The organism is Variimorphobacter sp. HTMS_6 (assembly GCF_059717775.1).
On sequence record NZ_AP046094.1, the window covers coordinates 1,831,661 to 1,850,485 of the forward strand.

General features: G+C 35.8%; 17 protein-coding genes. 2 read left to right on the forward strand and 15 right to left on the reverse strand.

Features of this window, described 5'->3' with window-relative positions:
- The first annotated feature begins 108 nt into the window (after positions 1–108).
- Complete coding sequence (locus AC6IWN_RS08250) at positions 109–999, forward strand: LysR family transcriptional regulator (RefSeq protein WP_497991898.1); 891 nt, start codon at positions 109–111, stop codon at positions 997–999.
- On the opposite strand, the gene AC6IWN_RS08255 is transcribed toward AC6IWN_RS08250, so the two are convergent.
- Positions 992–2,104 (reverse strand): GGDEF domain-containing protein, encoded by a 1,113-nt coding sequence (locus AC6IWN_RS08255; RefSeq protein WP_497991899.1) that lies wholly within the window; start codon positions 2,102–2,104, stop codon positions 992–994. The genes AC6IWN_RS08250 and AC6IWN_RS08255 overlap by 8 nt on opposite strands.
- A 481-nt stretch (positions 2,105–2,585) precedes the next feature.
- On the opposite strand from AC6IWN_RS08255, the gene AC6IWN_RS08260 reads away from it, so the two are divergent.
- Positions 2,586–2,906 (forward strand): hypothetical protein, encoded by a 321-nt coding sequence (locus AC6IWN_RS08260; protein ID WP_497991900.1) that lies wholly within the window; start codon positions 2,586–2,588, stop codon positions 2,904–2,906.
- Positions 2,907–3,060: 154 nt separating this feature from the next.
- Here AC6IWN_RS08260 and wecB read toward each other — a convergent pair whose 3' ends face one another.
- From wecB to AC6IWN_RS08330, 14 genes are all read right to left on the reverse strand, one after another.
- Positions 3,061–4,185, reverse strand: a complete 1,125-nt coding sequence (gene wecB, locus AC6IWN_RS08265; protein ID WP_497991901.1) for a non-hydrolyzing UDP-N-acetylglucosamine 2-epimerase — start codon at positions 4,183–4,185, stop codon at positions 3,061–3,063.
- Positions 4,186–4,211: 26 nt separating this feature from the next.
- Entirely contained in the window at positions 4,212–5,312 is a 1,101-nt protein-coding gene (locus AC6IWN_RS08270) for a polysaccharide biosynthesis C-terminal domain-containing protein (protein ID WP_497991902.1), read from the reverse strand.
- 141 nt (positions 5,313–5,453) lie between these two features.
- Complete coding sequence (locus AC6IWN_RS08275) at positions 5,454–5,993, reverse strand: GNAT family N-acetyltransferase (protein WP_497991903.1); 540 nt, start codon at positions 5,991–5,993, stop codon at positions 5,454–5,456.
- Between the two features lie 29 nt (positions 5,994–6,022).
- Positions 6,023–7,081 carry an N-acetylneuraminate synthase family protein gene (locus AC6IWN_RS08280; RefSeq protein WP_497991904.1) on the reverse strand — a complete coding sequence of 353 codons (1,059 nt, stop codon included), beginning with the start codon at positions 7,079–7,081 and terminating at the stop codon, positions 6,023–6,025.
- Positions 7,082–7,117: 36 nt separating this feature from the next.
- Entirely contained in the window at positions 7,118–8,032 is a 915-nt protein-coding gene (locus AC6IWN_RS08285; protein ID WP_497991905.1) for an SDR family oxidoreductase, read from the reverse strand.
- 2 nt (positions 8,033–8,034) lie between these two features.
- Positions 8,035–10,005 (reverse strand): DegT/DnrJ/EryC1/StrS family aminotransferase, encoded by a 1,971-nt coding sequence (locus AC6IWN_RS08290; protein WP_497991906.1) that lies wholly within the window; start codon positions 10,003–10,005, stop codon positions 8,035–8,037.
- 31 nt (positions 10,006–10,036) lie between these two features.
- Positions 10,037–10,924 carry an aldo/keto reductase gene (locus tag AC6IWN_RS08295; protein WP_497991907.1) on the reverse strand — a complete coding sequence of 296 codons (888 nt, stop codon included), beginning with the start codon at positions 10,922–10,924 and terminating at the stop codon, positions 10,037–10,039.
- A 24-nt stretch (positions 10,925–10,948) separates the two neighbouring features.
- Positions 10,949–12,223 (reverse strand): ABC transporter ATP-binding protein, encoded by a 1,275-nt coding sequence (locus AC6IWN_RS08300; RefSeq protein WP_497991908.1) that lies wholly within the window; start codon positions 12,221–12,223, stop codon positions 10,949–10,951.
- A 13-nt stretch (positions 12,224–12,236) separates the two neighbouring features.
- Positions 12,237–13,127, reverse strand: coding sequence for an ABC transporter permease (locus AC6IWN_RS08305; protein ID WP_497991909.1), 891 nt, complete (start codon positions 13,125–13,127; stop codon positions 12,237–12,239).
- Entirely contained in the window at positions 13,087–13,941 is an 855-nt protein-coding gene (locus tag AC6IWN_RS08310) for a 6-hydroxymethylpterin diphosphokinase MptE-like protein (protein WP_497991910.1), read from the reverse strand. Before AC6IWN_RS08310 ends, AC6IWN_RS08305 begins: the two co-directional genes overlap by 41 nt.
- 105 nt (positions 13,942–14,046) lie before the next feature.
- On the reverse strand, positions 14,047–15,306 hold the full coding sequence (locus AC6IWN_RS08315; protein ID WP_497991911.1) for a glycosyltransferase: 1,260 nt from the start codon (positions 15,304–15,306) through the stop codon (positions 14,047–14,049).
- A gap of 19 nt (positions 15,307–15,325) precedes the next feature.
- A complete protein-coding gene (locus AC6IWN_RS08320; RefSeq protein ID WP_497991912.1) occupies positions 15,326–16,480 on the reverse strand; it encodes a glycosyltransferase family 4 protein in 1,155 nt (384 codons plus the stop codon).
- A 61-nt stretch (positions 16,481–16,541) separates the two neighbouring features.
- Positions 16,542–17,627: a polysaccharide pyruvyl transferase family protein gene (locus AC6IWN_RS08325; protein WP_497991913.1), complete on the reverse strand. Its 1,086-nt coding sequence runs from the start codon at positions 17,625–17,627 to the stop codon at positions 16,542–16,544.
- Positions 17,628–17,649: 22 nt separating this feature from the next.
- On the reverse strand, positions 17,650–18,813 hold the full coding sequence (locus tag AC6IWN_RS08330) for a Coenzyme F420 hydrogenase/dehydrogenase, beta subunit C-terminal domain (RefSeq protein ID WP_497991914.1): 1,164 nt from the start codon (positions 18,811–18,813) through the stop codon (positions 17,650–17,652).
- Positions 18,814–18,825: the final 12 nt, after the last annotated feature.

Below are 18,825 nucleotides of genomic sequence, written 5' to 3' on the forward strand. Positions count from 1 at the left end.
TCTTGTCATCTCCTCATTTTTCTAATATAATACAAATTAATATTAATTAAATCAAATTGAAATTATTGAATTAAAACTTCAAAATTTTCGAACCATTAAGGAGAAACTATGGATATTAAATATCTTCATACCTTTAAAGCGATTGTAACAGAAGGTAGCTTTACCAAAGCAGCTGATAAATTAAATTATACCCAATCCACAATTACATTTCAGATGAAGCAATTGGAAGAGTCTCTTTCTATCAAAATATTCGAAAAGATTGGGAGAAACATGGCACTGACAAAAGCAGGAGAAGAATTGATTAATTATGTTGATCAAGTATTAGAATCAATCGAAAAATTGAATGGATTTAGCGAAAATCTTGCTGAATTAAAAGGAGAATTACATATAGAATCAGGCGAAACTTTACTGTGCTATCAGATGGCCCCCGTACTAAAGGAATTTCATCGTCTTGCTCCGAAAGCCAAGTTATATTTACGATCAACGAATTGCTATGAGATACTGGAAAAGGTAAGAACAGGAAAGGTAGACCTTGGTATATTTTATTTGAATGTCTGCGATGCCGCTGATTTTTTGCAAGCTTATCCGATCGGCGAATGTACTATGGATCTCGTCGCTTCTCCACGTATTAAACAAAATTACAGTGATTTCATTTCACCGAATCAAATTATTGATCTTCCATTAATAATCGATGAGCCTGATTGTATCTTTCGACAGATTTTTGAGGGTTATTTGAGCTCGAAGAACATCAAACTTGATCATACAATAGAACTCTGGAGTATTCCAACGATAAAAAATCTTGTAAAAAATGATGTAGGCATTACCTATTTACCATCCTTTACTGTTAAAAAAGAGCTAGATAGTGGTGAATTGTGCAAGATTAACACCGAGCTGGATAATCAAACGCTAGTGGCTGTGTGTGCTCATCATAAGAACAAATGGGTTAGCCCACTTATGAAGCTCTTTATTCAAATCATTACAAGCCGTAATATTATGTGACGATAGGTACTTTACCCTTTAGCATTGCTTTATGTTCATACATCGCCATATCTGCTTTAATGTAAGATGCATAGATACTACTGTTTTCATTTTTTGTATAGAAAGAATAGCCATACGCAAGTTCCATTTTTTCATCACGAAGTATATCAACATTGCTAATCATAATATCCAGGCAATTCAAGGATGTATCAAGCAACGACCTCGAAATCTCTTTACATAGTACGCAGAACTCATCTCCACCGATTCGATATGTTTTTCCGATTCCTAAGAAACTTTCTTCTAAAATTCCTGCCGCATATTTAATAATTTCATCCCCTACTTTATGACCCATCCGATCATTTATTCTTTTTAAATTATTAATATCTACAATCACAATTGCTACATTACAATTTTCCTTGCGTAATTTTTCAACTTCTTGTTCAAAAGCATATCGATTTCTAATACCGGTTTGTATATCATATTTAAATTGTAATTCACGTAAAAATATATAATACATGACCAAGGATATCGCGGCACTCATCCAAATCAACAAAACATTACTAAAGTTAATCTGAACCATAGAACTTATAACCGGAATGATAATAATAACCAGAAGAAACCGTATCTCCTCATCCTCATACTCTAATCTGTTTTTTATAATTGTTATGGTCATAATCGCTAGGTACAACATCGAAACGAATTCAGGGATCAAAAAATATTCACCTCTGGAATAGATGTTATTGGAATCAACATAAAATACCCAACCGGTTTTATAGCTAAGGACACATACTAATATATTTATATATAAGGGTATGATAAACAAACTTTTGAAAAAACTTTTCACCTTTAAGTTGTTATTAAACAGTACCAAAAGAGCAGTTGTAAAAGGACTTAAAGAAAAGCCCAAACAATCAGCAATTCGGTTAGGGACCACCAAAGCCTTATTCCCGGGAACATCCATTAATATAGTTGATATTTCTAATAGAAGTATCATAATAACAACGAAAGACAGCGCTATGTATATTTTGTTTTTATAGTTATTGATAATTATATTTTTTCTCGCGAGCCCAATCGTAAGTGCAACTAGGATTATCGCAAGAAAGTCGATGTAAATCGAAACTGTCATTTTCTTTCCCTCATCTTTTGAATATTAAAATCACATTTAAGGTTCTACGTTATTTATAATTTACAATTTTACCACATTGCAACATTTATTTCCATTATAATGTTATATATTCCATTATAATCTAGAAAACTTCATAACATTCCAATTTGCTCTATTTAAATATATTTTTAGGCACGAAATGAAATTTTCATCATATGATAATACAAAAGATATCATTATTTTAGGTTTCGACTCATATGTTAAATCATTTATATATAAAACCTTACTGTCATATAACATTATGTAGATATTGTAATCGAACATTGCCCCAAAATAAGGAAATCTTTAATGCATATGAATACGATGCATACATTGGATTAAAAAAAGCGCCTAACTCACACAACTGAGTAGCACTTCTTAAATTCGACAATATTTGTAACAATATTGCTTAGAACTTCGTATAATATTACAGAATAATACATTTTTGTAAAGGAGAATTTGCATGGATTTTTTTACCCTATTTCAATATTTTCTCGTACTAATCGTTCCAGGATTCTTAGGAGCATTGGCATATAGTATCGCAGCACGTTGTAGAACAGAAATCAGTATTAAAGTAGCCTTAATCATTGATCTTATTACCTTTATCATCATGATAACCGGTTTGTATTTCTTCCATGGTGTTGTTACAGTTGCCGCTCTAATTATTGAATTTAATTGTCTAAGCTTTACCAGAAGATACGCATTACTTGCTATTGCTATTGCTATCATCATTGGTGTAATTGCAGGTCTCATCAGAAGATTATTCTTCTGGATCAGACGATAACAGAGAATCTCAAGCTAATATACATTAAAACCAACATTTGATAAGGACTCTACAGGTGTATATTATGATTAAATTAGTTAATCATAATATACACCTGTTTCTGCTTTTTATATAAATCTATGCATAAAATTCTATATTTTATAAGCTCAACGAGTTATTTTCCCCATACTACTCTGTGAATATAATCCGTATAGGATAAGATAATTCGAAGCACCTTATCCGAGACGTTTGGCATGGTGTAATCAAGAACCTCTCTGAGTGTTTCTCTTTTTTGCCCTTCTAGAACCTCCAGCACCTGTAGTATCCGTTCTTTCGTTAATCCGCTCATCATAACAATTGCTTCCTCCATCGCTTCCATCCTCTCATGTGATTGTCTAATATTAATGGCTTTAAACCGAAGTATGGAGGATTCTTCACTAATGGTACCGCTATCACTTAATACAACCTTCGCCTTAGTTTGAAGCTTTAGATAATCATAGAATCCGAAGGGCTTCATCGTCCTTATATATGGGTGAAGTGTAATTTCTTTTTCTTTCATCATCGCACGTGTTCTTGGATGGGTGCTTATAATAATCGGTTTATTATATTTCTCGGCAATCCCGTTTAACGACTCTATGATATGATAAAAATTATCATCGCTATTTACGTTTTCTTCCCGGTGCATTGATACAACAAAGTAATCATTCTCATTTAGCTTTAGCCTGTCTAGTATATCGGATTCTTCAATCCCTTTCATTTTGGAATGTATTACTTCATACATTGGACTTCCGGTTTTAATAATTCGGTCCGCCGGAATCCCTTCTCTCAGAAGATACTCTCTTGCGATTGTGCTATAGGGCATATTGATATCCGCAATATGATCAACAATCTTACGATTGCTCTCTTCCGGTACCCTTTCATCAAAGCATCGATTTCCCGCTTCCATATGAAAGATTGGTATATGTTTTTTCTTGGCGGCAATTGCACACAGACAGCTGTTCGTATCTCCGAGGATAAGTAACGCCTCCGGTTTACATTCCTCAAAAACCCGGTCAATCTTAATTAATATGTTCCCAATTGTCTCCATAGGAGTTCCTGTCGCTGTATCCAGATAATAGTCAGGCTTTCTAATATTCAGATCACGGAAGAATACTTCATTTAATTCATAGTCATAATTCTGTCCGGTATGAACAAGAATATGTTCTATCGCTTCACATTCTTCTAATTTATTTATTACTGCGGATAACCGAATAATCTCCGGCCTAGTTCCCACTACCGTCATAACCTTTAATCTCTTCATTGCATTCTCCATTCTATAGCATACGATCACACTTTCATATGGTAAGTATCCGGATGATTCGAATCAAATATCTCGTTTGCCCATATCAGTATGATCATATCCGTGGATCCAATATTTTCGATGTTATGGACGTAACCAGGAGGGATATCAACGACCTCCGGCTCCTCTCCATCCACCATTATCTTAATTACTTTACTTGTATTAATTTTACGAAGCCGAATCACACCCTTACCTGATACAACCAGGAATCGTTCATGCTTTAACTTATGCCAATGATTCCCTTTGATAATTCCGGGTTTAGATCGATTTACCGATAATTGACCAAAGGTTTCCCCTTTGATAAATTCAGTAAAGGAACCTCTCTCATCAATATTCGTCTTTAGCTTATATTTTAATTGTAATTCGGGAAGATAACTGATGTAGGTACTATAAAGCTTCCGAGCAAACTCTTCAGAAAGATTTGGTAATATTTTATTCTCCCTGCTATTTTTGAATGTAAGCATCAAGTCAATTATATATTGCAATGTAGTTGTATAAGTACTTTCAATTTCATGATAACCATATTCATCTTGATCAATAAGCTTTATCATCTCTTCAATCAGATCATCTATGTAAACAAGATTCATGACATGCTGCGGATCGTGGATTGTAATCGGTAAATTATGAATGATATTATAGGATAATGTTGCGACCACGCTATTATAATTTGGTCTGCACCATTTGCCGAATACATTTGGGATACGAAGGATAACAATTCTGGCACTGGTATCCCGAGCATATGTTAAAAGGATCTCTTCCCCGGCTTTTTTGCTCTTACCATACGGATTATCAAGTGTGGCTTGTATACTCGAGGAAAAAACAATCGGACAGCAATTACCTATGTTCTTTAACTTCTCTATCAGCTCTCCGGTAAAACCAGAATTGTTTTGCATGAATTCTCGATTATCCTTTGGACGGTTTGTTCCTGCCAGATGATAGATAAAATCTGCCTCCTTGCAGTATTGATGAAATAATAGGGCGTCCGTATCCTGATCATAAGAATAAACCGTTACATCCTCAAGTAATCTTAGTGAAGCGATTAAATTCTGACCGATAAATCCATTCGCACCTGTAACCAATATGTTCATGTATCATTCCAGCCCTTCCAAATGTATTAATAAATACTTAAATCAAGAGTATCAAAACTCTTATTAACATCTACCTCGCTCCGATTATATTCGTCAATATGAAAGCATTATTTTACCTTAAGAATCGCGATATATATATTCTTAATCAATTTGCTTCCATTCTTCATTTAGGAGTGATAGGATTAGCGAGTCGTTCCATCTTCCATCATAATAGTAATTCTTCCTCAGTACCCCATCCTGGTGGAATCCCAAGCGAAACAACAGCTTCTTTTTTTTGTAATCAAATTCATAGATTTCCGTCCATATTTTATTCAATCCCAATTGATGAAATGCATATTCAAATAGTAAATCACAGCTTTCCTCCGCATATCCCTCATCATCAATATAGGCATTCTCAAAGCCGATGTAGAGGGATAAATCTGCATGTCGGTGAACCCAGTTAATATAGCAGAGCCCCATACACCCTAGCAGTTTGTCATCACTTCTTCTTCGAATGGAAAACATGATTGTGGACGGATCATTTAACACCTTATTTTCAAACCATTTATTTTGGGAATCACTATTTAATTCAAGATATTCCCGAAAATGTTTTTTAAACTTCTCGGTATTTCTCCATTTCATAAGAATATATAGATCTTCACGCTCCACCGCAGTCAGATATACTTTTTCACCCTTCTTCATATTAAACCTCCAGGCTTACTCATGGCTTTTCAAAAATCCATCCATTTAACACATGTGTCTCCATTTACATCTATGCGTAGCTCTTTCCCAATTACTTGATTGATTTCATATGGAGGGATTCCATCCTTTGGAATCGGTCTGAGCGGATATAAATCTTCTTTCTTAATAATAGAACCGGCATTCATATCCTTCGTGTAATACAATGCTCTTCTTTGTATCTTCGCAGATTCCTGTTCATTCTCTTCCACTTTCTTTACTCCGTCTCCCAACGCAGCCCATAATTCCATGGATTGATTCACCATCTCTCTCCAGGTTCTGGGATTCAATGAAAAACGATGATCGGGACCCATTCTATCGTTGTCGTCTGTAAAATGTTTCTCGATAACCCTAGCACCCAGCGTAATCGCACCCAGTACGGTAATATGGTCATTTGTATGATCTGACAAACCGAGAATCAAATTCGGATAAGATGATGCATAAGTTTTTAATACGTTCAAATTGATGGAACGATAATTATCCTGGCTTAAGGTATAGTTTGTATTACACTGCATCAGAATAATATTTTGATTTGTTTTTTGGATAGCCTTTACTGCACGTTTGACATCCTGCATATCGGAAGCACCGGTTGCAAGTAGCACTGGTTTTCCCTTGGCTGCAATATATTCTACGATGTTAATCCATGTTATATCTCCCGATCCGATCTTATAAGCATTTACATATGGCTCCGCTAAATCAACCGAATCAAAATCATACGGTGAAGTCATATATTCTATCTTTATTTCATCACATTTCTCTTTAAGTCTTGTAGTCCATTCTTTTTGTATACTGCATTCTTCATAAACTTCATAAACGGATTTCTTCCAATTCTTTTGATGGGATATCATCCCTCCCAAAGAATCAAACCCTCCACGGCTTACAATTGTAGAAGCCCGAAAGTTTTGAAACTTCGCAGCATCTGCTCCGCTCTCCTTAGCAAGTTCAATTAATCGGAAGGCTCGCTCTATATCACCATCATGATTGGAAGCGATATCTGCTATAAAATACGGCGGGTTATCTTCATCAATAATTCTTGTTCCGATTGTAACCAATACCTGCAACCTCCTAAATGATTATCTAGTTTTTAATCACTTTGTTTTTCCTCTTAGTAAATCCGGAAAATTCTCTTTATATAGTCTCTTAAACTCTGTCACGCTTTCCCTTGGAGTCCTAATATAAATTCCTAAAGCTTCTTTAATCTTCTCATTGCTCAGACCCATATTCCTCGTTCGTGGTGCTTTAAACTTATAATGCTCCATTGAAACCTTGTTAACGGAACCATCAATACCAAACTCCTCCATGATTGCGACTGCGATATCATATTTTGAAATTGATCCGGTACTACAGATGTGGTATACTCCATTTAATTCTCGTTCCAAGCAATGATCCAGTATTTCACCAAGTTCATTTACCAAAATTGGTGAAAAATAAATATCGAAGAACATATTAAGCTCGATATTACTGATTAGCGAGTTCAAGATCCATTCTCCAAAACTACTTTTTTCCCGGTAATTAAAGCCATAGATATTCGTTCTTATAACTAGGTTATGAGGCTCTGACATCAATACTGCCTCTTCCGCCTTCAGTTTCGTTTTACCATATACACTGATTGGTCCCGGAGGATCTGTTTCGAGATAAAGGGAATCTTTTGTTCCGTTAAATACAGCATCGGTAGAGATAAAAACCATCTTGATACCCAGCTCCTTACATATCCAGGCCAGGTTCTTCGTAGTTGTGTAGTTCACTAAAGCAGCGTACTCGGGATTCGCCTCACACTCATCCATATTCACCAACGCCGCACAATGTATTAATACATCCGTTCTATGCTTAATTAACTGTTGTTTAATCAGTTCCATATCTAGTGCAGAAAACACATTCCCATATACCTTTTCCATCTCGATTTCATGAAGATCTACCCCGGCCACGTGATATTTATCCCGTAATAAAAAAGCGAGATTTGAACCCAGCATTCCGGCTATTCCGGTTATAAAGATTGAATTCATACTCAATTCCCCCGCTCATTGAAGTAATCAATCGTCTTCTTTAAAACATCTGCCTGCTTCATCGCATCCTCAATCTTCCAATAATTCGTTTTAAACTGTAAAAGCTTGCCCTGAAGCTCCTCTGCAACCGGACATAGTCCTTTTTGATAGGATTTAAGATTCTTCTGCAAGATAAACTTCTCCCTCCCGAGTAAATTCTGTTCACTCATCATCGGTTCCAGATAAGTCAACTTCCATGCCGCATAGATTCCGTCTCCACCAAATACCAAAAACTGATCACGGAACTCTTTCCAATTGATTGTCGGATGATCCAGCTTTACCACATAGGTCCAATACGTACATTCATACTCTTCTCCTACATATTGCGGCTTAAGCCATGAGGTTCCTTTTATCGCATTCTCATATAGTAAAGCCACAATAATTCTTCTTGCTACGAGTGCCTCCACATTCTCTAACTGCCCTAAAGCAACCGCTGCACATAGCTCCGGCATGCGATAATTCCATCCCATGGAGACATGTCTGGAATAGTCCGGATCTTGAATCGTCTGCTTTGTTATTTTCGCTTTTGTTGCGCCAACAGCAGCATAGCCCAGGGAGCTGACACGTCTCACTCCCTCCGCCAACTCTAATGAGTCCGTTACCACCATGCCCCCTTCTCCACTGGTGATATGCTTTGAGCTTTGGAAAGAATAGCTTGCGATATGACCGAGTGTTCCTACCATTCTACCTTTGTAGGTCCCTAACATACATTCTGCATTATCTTCCACTACAAGTATATGATGTTCCTTTGCAATCTCCATGATTGCATCCATATCAGGAGATAATCCATAAAGAGATACCGTGATAATTGCCCTTGTATTCGTAGTAATTCTATCTTGAATGGATGGCGGAGAAATTAAGAAGGTATCCTGTTCCACATCTGCAAATACCGGAGTCGCATTCGCCTGTAATACTGCAAAGGCGGTACTGGACATGGTAAGAGGTGGTACTATCACCTCGTCGCCTATCCCAATTCCTGCGGCTTCCAGAATTGCATGCAAGGTACAGGTACCATTTACCAGTGCTATTGCATATTTACGATTTAATTTTTCCGCAAAGGAATTCTCAAGTCTTTGCATCATCTGTGCCCCTTTGGAGGAGCGAAATTCCGAATCAAGCACCTCCATAACATAATTTAGCTCATTTCCATAGATTCGTTTTGTTACTTCTGTTTTCCTTTCCGCTTCTATCGATTTTATATAACCTTCATTCCTGATATGTCCCCTATTAATACCAAGTAATTCCGGTTTTTTATCTATCAAACTCAATACCTCCTGCATAGAGAAGATTTCATTCGGTTTTTTATAAAGTTCTTCATAAACCTTATGAATAAAGAGATAGTCCTGCGGTTTATCGATGGTCCAACGCATATAAGATAAGTCCGTATCATTCTCAAAGTTATGCAGTTTGAATAGTTGTGGGTTTTTGTAGAGAAATGGAGTGACATGTTCTTTTTCGGATGGAAGCGTTGCCTCCAAGAAGCATTTTTTCAGTGCATAGAAGGAAAATACCTCAATATCAATTCCTTCCGGATAAGTTGGGTTGATTGTATTACTCACATAATCATAATCATTCTCACGAAAGATGGATATTGCGTTCTCGATTACTTCAGGATCCTTTAGGGGATCATCTGCAGTTACTCGAACAATAATCTTGGCACCGTATTGTTTTGCACAAAGATAGAAACGTTCCAGTACATTAATGTCGCTACCGCGAAAGACATTGATGCCCTTGTCCTTACAGAATAGTTCTACAGGGTCATCCAACTCATTCTCTGTGGTTGCAACTACCACCTCTTGAATCGATGGCACTGCTAATATCCGATTAATAATCTGTTCCAGAATTGTCTTATCCATCATTGGCATTAATACTTTACCGGGCAATCTGGTGGATGCCATTCTTGCCTGAATGATTGCTACTATTTTACCGGTCATACTTCTGCTCCTTTTTATGCACTAATCTATTTTAGACGTTATCTCTTCTCCATTTTAGCGGAGATGCAATATCCTCATTTATATTTTCAAATTCACTTGCTATCTTATTTATAACGATGGAGTCGATTTGTAGTTGAAATGCTTTTAGATTCTCATAAAGCTGAGTCAGATTATCAACACCAAATATCACACTGTGAATTCCCTTTTTTAATTTTATATAATTCACAGCAATTTCACGCCTTGTATAGTGGTATTGTTCACACAGCTTTTGAAATTTGATTATCTCCTTCTGAGCCATAGGTAGCTTCTGCCCCACTTCCTCCGTATCCATCAGCAATAATCCCTGTAGAAAAATACTTCTCACATAGATATCCTGATCAGACTTTCCCATATTTAATAATTTATCAAATCTCCTGTCAAAGATATTACTTGGTATCTGTATAATATCAAGTCCTTGATTGATTGCATACTCTCCATCCTCAGGTTCATATACCGATACTCCTACCTTCGCAGTTAATCCGATTTTCTTTAACTCTAGCAGAGCTTCCATCGCATACTCATCATATAGATACGATGCATTGTGAAATAATAACCCATGTACCTGGTCGATTTTTAATGAATGCAAAGAGTCCCTAAGCATTTTTTTCGTGTATTCTTTATAGTCACCGTGATCCAGATTATCAAATGCGTTATATGGAAGTTTTGATATGACCTGAAACTGATATTGATACTTCCTATTTTCACAATATTCTCCAATAAGTGACTGTGCTTCACCATAACCACTCGCACTATCTAAGTTCTTGATTCCATGCTGATGGGCATAATCAAGGATTGTAAACACTTCTTCCTTACTTGGTTTTCTCTGCCCCTGTATTCCATAATCCAATCCGAATTGAACCGTACCAAGGCATAATTCCATCTATCCACTCCCCTTATCATACCCTCATACCACACTAGAAGAAACCCATTTCTGCTTTGCAGCAAACTGTCCATCCCTCCTGGTGGAATAGGAACACATACTGGTATCAATTGTCTTCTCCTCCACCGAGAAGGTAATAATTCCTTTTTTATAATCGATTCCATCTAGACCCGGGCGACAGATAGTAAAATCCAACACATAATTACCGGCTTTTAATATTGGTGGTAGATTTACTCTCGCAACATATCTGCCGGGTTCCCTTTTATTTAATAAATCTCGGTTCACATCCGTATCAAAGCTATGACAAACAGCTCCTTGATTCTTATAGATGGAAAATCCCAAGGCAACCCCAACCAGAGGCTTTTTGATCTCATATTCCACCTCAAGAATCATCTGTTCAAACACCTCAAATATAGGACAGATGTTTCCTTTCGCATTTAGTAAACTAATGCGGTAAACCTGAGCATATTCCTTCTTCTCATCCTTTTCATATTTAACGTTTGGAACCAGATCAAGAGATTGCTTTTGGCTGATATACTCCTCAATTACATCCTGCGTTTCCCCGACTTTTATTAATTTCCCATGATCGAGTAAGATGCATTTATTACATAGTGCTTTAATCATAGACAGCTGGTGACTCACAAACAAAACCGTTCTACCACCCTGACTGATGTCCCCCATCTTACCGAGGCATTTTTGCTGAAATTGATAATCTCCTACTGCTAAAACTTCATCCACTACCAGTATCTCGGGCTCCAGATGTGCGGCAACAGCAAAGGCTAATCGTACATACATACCGGACGAATACCGCTTTACCGGCGTATCGATAAAACGCTCAATTTCTGCAAACTCTATGATATCTTGTAGCTTGTCATCAATCTCCTTCTTTGACATACCAAGAATCGCACCGTTCAGATACGTATTTTCCCGTCCGGTCAATTCCGGATGAAACCCCGTACCTACCTCAAGTAGACTGGCAATGCGTCCCTTTACATAGATATTTCCGCTGGTCGGTGCGGTAACCCTTGACAGGATTTTAAGTAGTGTGGATTTCCCTGCACCATTCGATCCTATGATGCCTAAGGTATCTCCTTCCTTAATCTCAAAATTAATATTATCAAGCGCAAAAAGCTTTTCATTTTTATCATAACTTACGGATCCGATTTTAAGATTCGGATCCTCTTTTTTTAAAATTCTTGCAAAAAAACTGTTTAAGTCCTGTGATAACGTTCTACCATTAATTGAACCAAGCCGATAGGTTTTGCATAAATCCTCTATCTTAATTACTGAATCACTCATACTATGCCCTCCCCTATACAGTATCCATAAAGGTTTTCTCTACTTTACAGAAGATAGCAACCCCAATAATCAGAACAACCACGGTAACACAACTACTATAGATCAAGTAAGATAGCGGCAAACTGCCTGATCCTAAAAAGGCATATCGGAATATCTCTGTTACTGCGGACATAGGGTTAAGCATAATTATGGATTTATACTTGTCGGACAATCCGGTGATTGGATAGACAATCGGAGTCGCATACATCCATAACTGGATTCCAAACGTCACAAGAATTGTTAAATCGCGATACTTCGTAGTTAGGGAGGATATAATTATTCCAAAACCTAATCCCATTAGAGCAACTAACAAAACCAGAACGGGGGTAATCAAGATCCATAAATTCGGGTGAACCGGCGAGCCAATAATTACATAGTAAACAACAAATCCGACGAGCATTACCAGCTGAATCATGAAGCTAATTAATCCAAAGATCACTGTGGATAAAGGCATGGTAAGGCGAGGAAAATAAACCTTTCCGAATAACACCGCATTGCTGGTAAAGGTTGTGGCAGTGGTGTTCAGGCAATATGCAAAATAAGACCATAGTGTATTACCTGCCATATAAAATAAAAATTGAGGCACATTATCAGTTGGGATTTTTGCTATATTTCCAAAGACAACTGTAAATATTAATACAGTAATTAATGGACTAAGGATAAACCATAGAGGTCCTAATATTGTTTGCTTATACATTGAGGCATAATTTCTTCTTACAAATAATTTGACCAAATCCCTATACTGCCAAAGCTCCTTTAAGTTAATATCAAACCAACCACTTTTGGGTTTAATCACCATCGTCCAATCTTTTGTATTCACCTCATTATTTTGATTGGATAACATCCTTAAGATTTCCTTTCTCAATACAATCCAATATTCCACCTTCAGTAAGATTTATTAATTTAATCCCTTGTTGTTTAAAATTAGTATTTAATAAACGGTAGCTTTTGAATATATGATGCCATTCAAAAAACATATGCTCACAGCTTATAACAATGCTTTCCTGCTTTTCTTTTTCCTTATCCGGAAGACTGTAAGCATAATTTTTTATCTCTTTCTTTTCTCTTCGGTCAATGAAGTTTAATATTCCTGTACAGTCACAACCTAAGAGATAAATCTCCTTAAATCCCATATAGACGGCAATTGATATCGCACTTTGAACAACAGTGCAGTAATACGGAAGAAGCTTACACAAATCTAATTTCATAAATACTAAATCTTCAATTTCGACTCCATTTGTAAAATAATAGATCGGATAATCTTCTTCCAGCCCTTTTAAACTTTTGTTCTGATATCCGCTACCCTCAAGAAAGATTCCCTTAAGTTTCGATTTTGATGTAAGATTCTTGATGATATCCTCCAATTCACCAAAATAATAAGGATCGGAAAACACATGATAATCAGTATGAATCTTGTCAAAATCCTCTTTATAATAGAGATCATTTACCGTGAAAGTAATTTCATCACTCAACTGCGTTAGATCCACCTCAGAGAGGGAAGGACCATTCCCCAATACAAAGCATCTGGAGCCTTTATGAATATTTTTAAGTTCGCTATTCTTTTTTAGAGCAAGACCTAATTTACTCTTCTTTATCAGTTTGTATTTCTTTTTATAGGAACGTTTTTTATAAACTTTATTTGGTAAGAATTTAGAAAGCATCCGATCGATATCATTCATATAACCACTTCCTATCCTCACACAACATAGTTATAAAGTTATAAGAAAAAACTTTTTTTATTTATACCACATGTTGTAACTCCGCGTTATTATAACATATGCTTTTTATATCAATTGTTGAGTAATCCCACTTAATTCATTACACAGAGCGAGGAATTCATTCCCAACATACTCAACTGTGCACTCATAAAATCTTCTACGAATAATTCGGTATTCAATATTCAACTTACGATACCGGATACAGAAATAAACCAGATCATCCAAAGTTCTTCGGTCGACGCTGCTTTCTAATATATTTATGCAACATGGATACCTAGATAAATATTCAAGGCTGGGACAATTCTCCACTTTATACAGATTAACTATTGGCTTACCGGTACTTATATATTCTAATGTTTTACTCGGTAATTGATTGGTAACACTATTACCAAGATTAATCAGGACATGAGCACTCAGTTCTGCATTAATCGCAACTTCTCTTGTGCGCGAACCATAAAAAAAGATATTACTATCTCCTTCGCCCAGATAGGAACTCCATCTTTCTTTGTCCTCTCCGATAATATGTAGTCTTATACGATCCCTCTTCAGATTTTCAAAAATCCGAAACAATACCCTGGGATTTCTGGTTTCCTGATTAAACCTTCCAACGAATACACAATTCACATAATTTCTAGGCATTATAATATCCTCTTGTACTATAGTTTTCCTTCTCTTTTGAACAATCGGAAAATTAAGTACTTTAAACTTGTTAAGATTCATACCGCAATTATCCGCTATAATCTCACGCATAATTGGGGAAGTTACAATGACCTTATCTGCCATCTGGAATACCTTTGATTGAAATTGTTTTAATTCAGCTACAGAATATTTCTTTATATAATAAAAATTCGTTGCAAACGGATCCTGCATATAGATAATCCATTGAAAATTTTTCGGATACTTCTCCAGGTAGTTTATAATTGGTAAACAGGATTCAAAAGGATAGCATACATTGATTACTGCATGAACATGATTTTTTTCGAGAATTTCTTTCAGTCGTGTGATAGAAAAATAGCTCCAATACTTTTTCTGATATTCCTTATGATTAAAGTAGTCACCTAGAATAGCGAATAATAATTTCCCTGCACTGATTAACTTACGCTTATTAATAAATCCTTTTACTTGATTTTTATCAAAGCTCTCCTTAATTCGATGAATCCGAATATCATTCCATTGTTCTTCCTCCTGATTTTGGTCATCTAATTTTAAGGTCAAGACTTCAACTTCATGTCCCATTCTGATAAAAGCTTGTGATAGGTTATTGATAATCGATGAATTCGCGCTAAAGTTTGGGTAAAAATCGTATGTAATAAACAACATTCTCATCTCAATTACCCTCTTTTCACTAGTTTAGAAGCTCCATATAAACACGAATAAGACTCTTTGCAGAATCCTCCCAAGTATATTGCTTTAAAACAGTATAATATCCGTTTTGTGCTATCTGTGCTGCCTTGTCACGATGTTGCATTAGGAAATCCAATTTCTCAAAAATCGCTCCAACATCATGTGGCTCCACTAACATCCCATTAATCCCATCAATAATTATTTCATCAATTCCTTGATATTTGCATCCGATTACCGGTAATCTGCAAGCCATCGCCTCCAGATAAACACAACCTAACGCTTCATAAAATGATGGCATAACAAAGACATCACACTGTTTCATTATTTGTGCGACCTCATCATATTCGATATATCCGATCATTCGAACTATATTCTCCATATTTAGCTCTTTCACCAAAGTACTTAACGAATCTTCTTCAGGTCCATGTCCAACCAAGTATAATTGTATTATTTCGTCCGAATACTTCTCTGTAAGAAGTTTTACTGCATTTATCAAATAATGATTCCCTTTTATCTTCTTTAAACTTGCAACACTGATAATAGTATAATCATCAAATTTTTGAGTAGAAGGAGTAAACAAATTCGTATTCACTCCATTATATACTGTATAAACTCTATCGTTGGTCAAATAATTTCTTGCACGTTCACATACCTTGTTACTCACACCAACTACAGCATCTGCTCTTCCTATCAAAGCTTTAAGCACATGATTACCACGGCGTTGTAATAAACTTACCAAAATTGGAATCGGATAATCATATAGAATGGATAATCCATGGTAATGTATTACCAACTTTTTTTTATATTTTTGAGCAATACCAGTAAAAATTCTTAGTGTAAATTCATCAAACATATGAATTGATATAATATCATACTGATGAAAATCAAAGCTTTTCTCAAAAACTCGAATATTTCTTCTCAATGCAAGATGACTGAATATCTGCTTATAGAGTGTAAAATAATCAGAATAGTACACCGATATATTCGATACTTCTTTTTTAACAATCTTTTCTTTCAGACTGTAGGTATTGATTGGAACAATTACCTCTACCTTATGACCTAAACTTATTAATGCCTGAGCCTGCTGCTGTATAAAGATACAAAATTGAGGTTTATCACTACTAGGATAATAGTTCGATACAAATAATATATTCATATTTACACTCCGTTTAATAAGGAATCCGCACATAATACTGTATACAGTATTTTAACTTAAATTAATTTAATGAGCTTAGGTAACTCAATCCGGCTTCTCTTTCCGATTCAATTATCTTGTTTGGATATGAAAAGTCAATTTCGTCCATAGTGATTTCATCAACGTTGCTAATAATACGATTTTCTAACCCCAAATGTTTTAATAGTCCACTTATACGTGTAGGCGCCGTGTTTCCAAGTATTGAAAAAAATTTTATATTAAACAAACAGGCGAATGCTGTACCATGAAATGACGTGGTAAGCACATACTCTGCATTCTGCAATAAATATATGAACTCTTCTACTTCAGTATCCTTGATATTGATATCTCCTTTGATATGTGTGAACAGCTCCGTTGTTATTACTACGACCTGATATCCGGTAAGCTGTTTTAATCGGTACAAAGCTTTCTTCATGAAAGGGTGACCCGACATCGGATAACATAAAATATATTTTCCATTAATTTTCCTGACTTTTGAAAAATTTCTCCATTCTTGATTTGTTAACAAAAATACCGGATCATAATTTCTCTGTACAATCAGTTTATTCTCTGTCAATTGCTGTATGTATTCCCTAGCTTCCGCCTCTCGCACAGATATTTTATTAAATGGTTTTACCAAATCTCGAATCTGATTCCTATTTTGTCCGGTAATATAACACGATCCCATACTAACAGCATAGGAGATGCGCTTAACATCTGAATCTCCAAAATCCAAAAAAAATTCTCTTCTGATTATAGTTGAAACATTCCATAGCTGGTCACTTCCAGCAATATACCAATCCGCTTTTGGGGGATCATTTTTTAATTCTTCCAGAGTATGATATTCTCTTGTTAGATTAAGCTTATTATAAGTAAACACCTTAAAATGCCGACATCTTTTACGAATCACATGTAAATCAAGCAAAAACTCTGTTAATCGTACTATATTCACAAGAAAAATTTTTGGTGAACTTCCTTTGATATTATGATATAACTTGTTTTTCTCTGAACAATAATCAATGATCACATTATCAATTGACAGCTTTTTTTGGGCTTGCTGAAGAGCGTACGCCTGTAATACGGCACCGTAATTATATACATTATGGTAAGTAATAGTGGCCGTTACCAATTCATCACTCCTTAATACTAAATCATTTACTTTTTAAGAATTGCTTAATCCATCTCGTCTTATAATATACGAAAGTTTTCATTCGATCTTGAACAGTATAATCCGCATATTTTTTACAGATATATTCATAACCATGATTTTTAAAATCTGACCAGAATTGTTCTCTCGTCGAAGGACACTTCGTCGATTGATTTAGATTATTTTGTTCACAATACTCCTTACTGCTTTCAAATACTTCCAATTTATCTTTTACTGATTCGAAGATATCACTTCCCTTTTGTGTATTAACAAATACCAATGAAATTCCTTTATTGTCATCTATCCCTGGTATCGCTCTCTCTACTCCCCAAAAATCTGCAATAGTGATATCTGCGCACCTATTTATAGAAGCATATTTACAACGATAACAACATGGGCGCAATATTAAGTCATTTATGAACAAATTCATATGTAGCTGTGATAACACACTTTTATAATCTTCTTTTCCGGTAGCGAATACATTTTTAGAGGTCATACTATGCCAACCGTTTATTTTAGTACGAAAATAATGCATTTTAATCTCATGTTTTTTATTTTTTACCAGTTGTTTATACTCCCTCCACATCATATCGCTTGGCACACCATGACAAATAATATCGCATAAAACCAAATTTGTGGTATCCTCCCCCACCAGATATCCTCTGAGTCCTGCAATCTGACACGGTGTTCCGGAATACAAAACCATCCTACCCTCCCGTAGATCTTTTTTCACATTAGTAAACGTATATCCCGTATCGCTTTGCACGTATTTGGAGCCCTTCATCTCATCACGCTTTTTCTTTGATTCAGCTCGTTGATGGCATACTTTTAGATTAATGTCAAAGGCAGCTCCATAAATCACCCCATCTTGTTCAAGTATATAATCTGAAATTGCAGAAAACATCCCTCCAGATGTACTTGATAGTCGAACTGTTTCATCCCTATGTTTTACCCCATAGATTCTTTGCTCGTACACTTCTTCTTTCTTTTCTTGAAATATTGGACATACATCAATACACTCTAAGCAATCGATACATTTTTCATTCTCAATTACAGGATGCGAGAAGCCTTCCTCATCCTCATGCATCGTAATTGCTTTCATTGGGCACACATTCATACATGCATTACAACCATAACAATGATTTTTATGATCATAGACCGTTTCCATAACAATTATCAC